At 27.0% G+C, this 7,334-nt stretch carries 6 protein-coding genes and 1 pseudogene; all 7 read left to right on the top strand.

The features are described 5' to 3' along the window. Positions 1 to 254: 254 nt before the first annotated feature. Positions 255 to 1,229 (top strand): glycosyltransferase family 2 protein, encoded by a 975-nt coding sequence (locus EHV01_RS02030; protein WP_422065984.1) that lies wholly within the window; start codon positions 255 to 257, stop codon positions 1,227 to 1,229. Positions 1,230 to 1,232: 3 nt separating this feature from the next. Then, positions 1,233 to 1,967, top strand: a complete 735-nt coding sequence (locus EHV01_RS02025; protein WP_422065983.1) for an RDD family protein — start codon at positions 1,233 to 1,235, stop codon at positions 1,965 to 1,967. Between the two features lie 38 nt (positions 1,968 to 2,005). Continuing rightward, positions 2,006 to 4,201: an ATP-dependent helicase gene (locus tag EHV01_RS02020; protein ID WP_422065982.1), complete on the top strand. Its 2,196-nt coding sequence runs from the start codon at positions 2,006 to 2,008 to the stop codon at positions 4,199 to 4,201. A gap of 126 nt (positions 4,202 to 4,327) precedes the next feature. After that, positions 4,328 to 4,591 carry an HPr family phosphocarrier protein gene (locus tag EHV01_RS02015; protein ID WP_400248300.1) on the top strand — a complete coding sequence of 88 codons (264 nt, stop codon included), beginning with the start codon at positions 4,328 to 4,330 and terminating at the stop codon, positions 4,589 to 4,591. A gap of 136 nt (positions 4,592 to 4,727) precedes the next feature. Next, positions 4,728 to 5,684, top strand: coding sequence for a tRNA (adenosine(37)-N6)-threonylcarbamoyltransferase complex transferase subunit TsaD (gene tsaD, locus EHV01_RS02010; RefSeq protein ID WP_422065981.1), 957 nt, complete (start codon positions 4,728 to 4,730; stop codon positions 5,682 to 5,684). 5 nt (positions 5,685 to 5,689) lie between these two features. Then, complete coding sequence (locus EHV01_RS02005) at positions 5,690 to 6,427, top strand: MurR/RpiR family transcriptional regulator (protein ID WP_422065980.1); 738 nt, start codon at positions 5,690 to 5,692, stop codon at positions 6,425 to 6,427. A gap of 81 nt (positions 6,428 to 6,508) precedes the next feature. After that, positions 6,509 to 7,260 (top strand): annotated as a pseudogene (locus EHV01_RS02000) (MurR/RpiR family transcriptional regulator). Positions 7,261 to 7,334 lie beyond the last annotated feature (74 nt).

Here is a 7,334-nt window from a genome sequence, read left to right as displayed (position 1 = left end):
ATTTAAAAAATTTAAAGCAAAATCATAATCTTACACAAAATTAGTTTTCAAATTGTCATATTGATGATTTTTTTTATTTCATCAAGAGTTTTCGACAAAATTAAAGCAAAATTTTTTGTAATGTTTCATTTGTCATTTGATGAACCCTTCTTTTTAAACTTGTAAATTATTTTACTTTTCTAATATAATAATTATACTAAAAAGAGATAAAATGTTATAATTATGGCAAGAATTGATTGAGAGAGGGGATTATAATGTTTTTATCATTTCTTATTGTAGTACAAAATAATCAGACAAAATTAATGAAGACTTTACTATCAATTAAGGAACAAACAAGTGACGATTATGAAATTGTTTTAATTGATGATAGTGGATTCCAACCAAAATCATCACTCTTAGAATTTATGAATGAATGCTTTTATAATAATATTGGTAAACAAATTCAAGTAATTACAAATTTACGAAGTCAAGGCTTTTCATATGGTATTAATACTGCTATTTCAATTGCACAAGGAGATTTTTTTATGATTGTTGATGAAGGACAGACAATTCATAAAACAGCAGTTGCAGTTTTAAAAGAAAAAGTTGAAGCATATCAAGTTGAGCATAAAAAAGTTGATATGCTTGAATTTCGGTTACATTATGCGAATTCAAAAGAAAAAAGTGAAATTTGAAATAAATGTAATGTTTTACTGTCTCCTAAAACTAATAAAGAAGTGTTAGCATATGTTAATTGCTCGCTTTTTACAAAGATATTTCGTCGAAACCTTATTTTACAAAAAAATATTACATTACTTGATTATCGTCGTACTGATACTTTCTTTATTTATAACGCATTAGTTTATACTGGGGGATATGTTGCAATTAAAGATGTGCTAGTTGATTATGAATTAGGAATTGTCAATTATAGTGTTTTTGATTTAATTAAACAATGAATTTATATTTTTAATTTATATCGTGATTTAAATTTATATCGTGAATATCAAGAAGAATTAGAGTATGCTTTTATTCGCTTTTGCTTAGTAACATTTTTAGAAATTGTTAGTTTACAAAACAATAAAAGATTATCAATTAAAGCTATCCATAGTGCCGAAAATAAATTAGAACGTCGTTATAAAAGTTTTATGAAAAATAAATATCTTAAAAATGTAAAAGAACCACAATTTAAAATGATTGTTGCTGATATTAAAGGTTTTATTAAACATTGAAAACTGGAAAATACAAAATAAATAATGCAAGAATTAGCAAACAATAAAAATTCAGTTGCTACGATGATGTCAAAACCAGAAGAAGAATATCAGCTTCATCAATTAGCGCGTCCAGTTCGTGTGATTTTTGTTCGTTTCTTTGATATTATTTTAGCGAGTTTAATTCCCTTAGTATTAACTTTAACGATGAAGTATTGAGATCAAGCTCGAATAATTTGAGCGCCTATTTTAGTTATTGCTGTTACTTTTGTTCTTTTCTTTCTTTATTTTGTTCTTATTCCTTATTTTTGAGATGGTAAAACAATTGGAAAATTTTGTTTTCAAATTAAATTAGTTACGAGTGAGGCAAAATTAAAGTTAGCAGTTATTTTTACTCGTGAATTATTTATTACATTTTTACCTTGATTTGTTGTTTTATTGACAAATTTAAGTTTAAATTTAATTTTTGAAGTTAGTTTAAGTGATTTGTTTCGGACAACTAATAAAAATCCAATTGCTTTAATTATTATTCGAACTATCACAACAATTTATTTTTTATGATACCTTGGTTTAATTTTTGGTTTAGTGTTAAATCCAAATCATCAAATTTTATTTGATCGTCATTTTCATTTATTTACTGTCAAGAAAAAACCAATTCCTAAAAAAGCACCAACAATACCAAAAGAATTAATAACAAGAAAAACAAAACATATTCATTTACAAGAAAACCAACCAGGAAATATTTTTGATAAAATTTTAAAAGAAATTGATGAATTATAGGGTAAAATGTAATTGTTTGTAAAGAAAGGCAGAATATCATGGTCAATGAATTTATTGAAAGTTTAAATCCAAATCAACGCGAAGCTGTTTTAACAATTACTGGACCAGTGCGAATTATTGCTGGAGCTGGAAGTGGTAAAACACGCGTTGTTACTAATAAAATTGCATATTTAATTAAATATGCTAATTTGCAACCATGACGCATTTGTGCTGTTACATTTACTAATAAAGCTACTAATGAAATGAGAAGCCGTATTGTTGAGATGATTGGAAATAGTGGCCAGCGTTGTATGATTGCAACTTATCATGCCCTATGTGTTCGTATTTTACGAGAAGATATTATTCATTTAAATTATGATCGTCATTTTAATATTATTGATATGGCAGACCAAGATAGTATCATTCGTAATATTTATAAAACATTACCTGTGAAATATGACGCACAAGAAGCAAAAATGGTGAAGAATTTTATTTCGAAATGAAAAAATGACTTTATTAGCCCTAATAGCGCAAAAGCATCAGCAAATGGTGATGAAATGCGATGAGCAGAAGTTTATGACACTTATGAAAAACGTTTACGAGAAATAAATAGCGTTGATTTTAATGATTTAATTTTATTAACATATAAGTTATTTAAAAATAATGGGGAAGTATTAAAAAAATGACAAAATCTTTTTGATTATTTTTTAGTTGATGAATTTCAAGATACCAATGAATTACAATTTGATATTATTAAATGATTAGTCGGTGATAATCACAATATTACTATTGTTGGGGACCCTGATCAAACAATTTATTCGTGACGGGGAGCAAAAATTAATTTAATTTTAAATTTTGATAAATATTTTCCGCATACACAAACAATTGTTTTAAATGAAAACTATCGGTCAACACAAAGCATTTTATCATTAGCTAATAATTTGATTATTCGTAATAAAAATCGGATTGAAAAAGATTTATTTACTATCAAAGCTTCAGGGCAATTACCAATTTTATATCACGGTGCTAATAGTAGTGATGAAAGTGATTTTGTAGCTCGTAAAATTAAAACTTTAATTAAAGAAGAAAATTATGATTATAATGATATTTTAATTTTATATCGTGCCAATTACTTATCACGTGATTTAGAAATGGCCCTTGCTGATTATGGTCTTTCATATCGTATTTTTGGGGCTTTTAAATTTTATGAACGAAAAGAAATTAAAGATGCACTTGCTTTTTTAAAAATAATTATGAATAATGATTCTTTAGCCATTGAACGGATTTTGTTGTTAACGCCAAAAATTGGTCCAAAAGCATTTGAACAAATTATGCAAATATTAAAAAAGCAACAAATAATGTTTACAACATTACTAGAGCAACATTTTGATTTATTGCCATTAAATCTTCAACATAGTTTAAATAAAGTGCGAGAAGCAATTCTGCTAGCATTAGCACAATTACCAACTGCTAAATCAGTTGAAAGTTTATTAGTTCTTCTCTTAGATAAAACAGGTTATTTGCAGCGTTTACGAGATAACTATGAAGAAGAACGAGAAGAAAATATTTTAGAATTAATTGCGTCAGTTGGTAAATTTGATCAGCAAAATAAGGAATTAGCAGGAACAGAATTATTAAGTGAATATTTACAATTAATTTCATTACAAACTGATAGTGATAGTGATAATTTAACTGATAATACTATTTCTTTAATGACAATTCATAATGCAAAGGGATTAGAAAAAAAGGTTGTTTTTATTGTTGGTTTAAATGAAGGAATCTTTCCAACGACACAAGCTATTAAGATGGGAACTGAACAATTAGAAGAAGAGCGTCGAGCCTTATACGTTGCCATTACAAGAGCAGAAGAATTGTTGTTTATTAGTTATGCTGATGGTTATTCATATATTACAGGTAATGAACGCTTTGAATCACGATTTATTAAAGAGTTAGATAACGATTTTTATGAAAAAGTTAATAGCGAAAGATTGTTTAGTAAGCCAAAGTCAATTACTATTTCTTATAATAATCAAAGTGAAAAACAATCACGAACTGTCTTTAATCTTAATAAAAACATTGAATCAGCTTTTAAAACTAATCCATGAAAAGTAAATGATACGGTTAGTCATGAATTATTTGGAATTGGAGTTGTTGTTAAAATTATTGCGCAAAATGTCCAAATTATTTTTCCGCATCCTTATAATGTCAAGATTATTTCAGCAGATAGTCAAGCAATTAAAAAAGTGGAATCATAAAAGAAAATAACAATACCAAATAATTGAAATTTTTATTTAAAAACATAAAAAATTGTTAAGGGATAATATACTTATTTTTGTTTTTTTTGATATAATGAGTTAGTATATTTTAAAGGAGGAAATTTAATGGCATCATTTAAAGCTGTTATCGCTGATCCTGTTGGGATGCATGCACGTCCGGCGGCATTAATTGTAGGAGAAGCAGGAAAATACCAGTCAGATATTACTATTTTCTCAGGAGGAAAAACTGCTAACTTAAAATCAATCATGACTATTATTGCATTAGGAATTCATCAAGGTGCAGAAGTAGAAATTGTTGCAAGTGGTTCTGATGAAGACGCTGCAATTGCAGGGATTGAAAAAGTAATGAAGGATAACAAGGTTATTTAGGGTAATTTTATTAAATATACAAAAATTAAAAAATAATAGATTTATCTATTATTTTTTTGTATATTTTTGTTACTTGTTTCTTTCTTAGTATTTTTTTAAGGAAAAATTATTATATAATAATGAGGAGGTAGATGAAATGGTAATTCTTGCAATTGAGACAAGCTGTGACGAAACTAGTATTGCTATTTTTAAGAATGGAAAAATTTTAGCAAATATTATTTCATCACAAATTAAGGAACATACAAAATACGGTGGAGTTGTGCCAGAACTTGCTTCGCGGTTACATTTAAAAAACTTTTCTTATGTTCTACTTGAAGCTTTGCAAAAAGCTAATATTCATATAACAGAATTGCAATACATTGCATACACAGCAAAACCTGGTTTAATTGGAGCACTACATATTGGGAAAACAATAGCAGAAACATTGTCTAATTATTTAGAAATTCCAATTTTACCTTTAAACCATTTATATGGTCATATCTATTCTAGTGCAATCGATAATGATTTTTTATTTCCTCTTTTAGCAGTGCTAGTTAGTGGTGGCCATACTCAGTTAATATTAATGAAAAAACATTTGAATTTTGAAATTTTAGGCTCAACATTGGATGATGCAATTGGTGAATGTTATGATAAGGTTGCTCGAATGCTGGACTTAGGGTATCCGGGCGGACCTGTTATTGATAAGCTTGCAGCTACAGGAACAACAACACAATATCACTTATCACTACCATTAAATGATCAAAGTTATAATTTCTCTTTTAGCGGATTAAAATCAGCTGTAGCTAATTTAATTGCAAAAGAACAACGTAATACTAAAATTAACTTGTCTAATTTTTGTGTGACATTTCAAAAAACATGTGTTGATATTATTATGCGAAAAACAAAATTAGCAATTCAAAATTTTCAGCCGCAAATGGTTACGTTAGTCGGTGGAGTTTCAGCTAATAGCGCATTACGAGCAGCAATTTTAAATTTAGCAACACCAAATTTAAAAATAGTTATTCCAAAATTAGAATATTGTACTGATAATGCTGCAATGATTGCTCGCTTAGCAGCACAAGAACTACTGGAAAATAACATAAAAGGAGATTAGATAAAATGGCATCATTTTTATCAAAATTAGAAACATTCGATTCAAAGAATTTTACTAAAAAAGAAAATGAAATTATTAAATATATTAAAGAAAATATGAAGGAAGTAATAACAATGAATATTGAAGTTTTAGCGCAACAAGTAAATACTGGTTATAGTGCAATATATGGTTTGTTACAAAAAATGCAGATTAATGGTTATCTAGACTTTTTAATTGCGATTGCTGCTGATATTGAAATTAAATCATTAGATTTTGAAAATATGGAGAGTCTAATGAAGAAAACATATTTTGATATTCTGAATCAAAATGATACGATGATTGATAATGAAAAGGTGAATCAAACAATTAATGCAATTAAAGGAGCATATCGAATTTTTGTAATTGGGATGGATTCAACAAATGCATTGTCACAAACATTAGCGCTAGAATTATATCGTTTTGGTTTTAATGCTTTTAATCTAAATGAAAATGAAGAAGACTTAATGGTTCGTTCTCGGATTATGAATAAAAATGATTTAATTCTAGCTTATTCATTATTTGGTGATAATGAAGCAGTTAACAAAGCATTAACAATTGCAAAAGAAAAAGGAGTAACGATTGTAGTAATTTCTGGGAAAGATATGTCAAAAGCAGTTAAATTAGCAAATTGGTCGCATATTATTTCAACCCCAAATCAACGAGTAAATGATCATAAAATTTATGTTAATAAATTATTACCTTGAATGTATTTACTGATGATTTAATTAATAAAGTCTGGTCATCAGATATTGTTGATAAAGATTTTGTAATGGCTCAACAAGATAATCGTTAAGATTATTAAAACAATGGATAATATTTCAATTCTCTCAAAATTATCAATGATTCAAGGAACTTGCACAAAAAAAGAAATTAAAATTGCAAACTATATTCGTGAAAATATTCATAATATTCGAAACCTTAAAATTGAAGATTTATCAAAAGCGACTGGAATCGGTTATTCACCAATTTATTTTTTAATTAAAAAGTTAGGCTTTATTGGTTATCGTGATTTTATTATTGCAATAGTTGCAGAACAAGAACGTTTAGAAACCAATAATTTGCATTTAGATGAAACAGAAAGTATTTTTTTATATTATCAAGATATGCTAGAGCGTAATCAGCAAACTTTTGATGATGTTAAGTTTTTAAACACAGTTACTTTATTAAAAAAAGCGAAAGGAATTTATTTAGCAGGTTTAGGAATTTCATCTTTAGCAGTAAAAGAACTAGCTACCCGTTTATTTAGTTTTGGCTTTACTTGTAGTTTGTTGGTAGAAAATGAAAATAATATTATTACTCGTGCCAGCTTAATCCAACCAGATGATTTATTAATCTGTGTAAGTTTAGAAGGAAAAACAATGGCTTAATAGCAGCAGCTAAGGAAGCCAAAAATAATGGGGTAAATGTAATTGGTGTTACATCAAAATATAATTCGGATTTATCAAAATATACTGATATTATGCATACTGTTGTTTCTTCAACTTTATATGAAAAAAATGAAATTTTTATTTCTTCTTTATTACCATTAATAGACTTCTTGCATAACCTATTAAAATAATTGTAAATATTTTTAAAAAGATACTAATAGCAAATTATAATTTTAATTAATTATGTCTTTTATTTAAAAATTTA

The sequence above is a fragment of the Spiroplasma sp. hy2 genome, from assembly GCF_044714365.1.
Lineage (GTDB): Bacteria > Bacillota_I > Bacilli_A > Mycoplasmatales > Mycoplasmataceae > Spiroplasma > Spiroplasma phoeniceum.
Note: the sequence above shows the minus strand (reverse complement) of the source record. Positions and strands in the feature narration are given on the sequence as shown.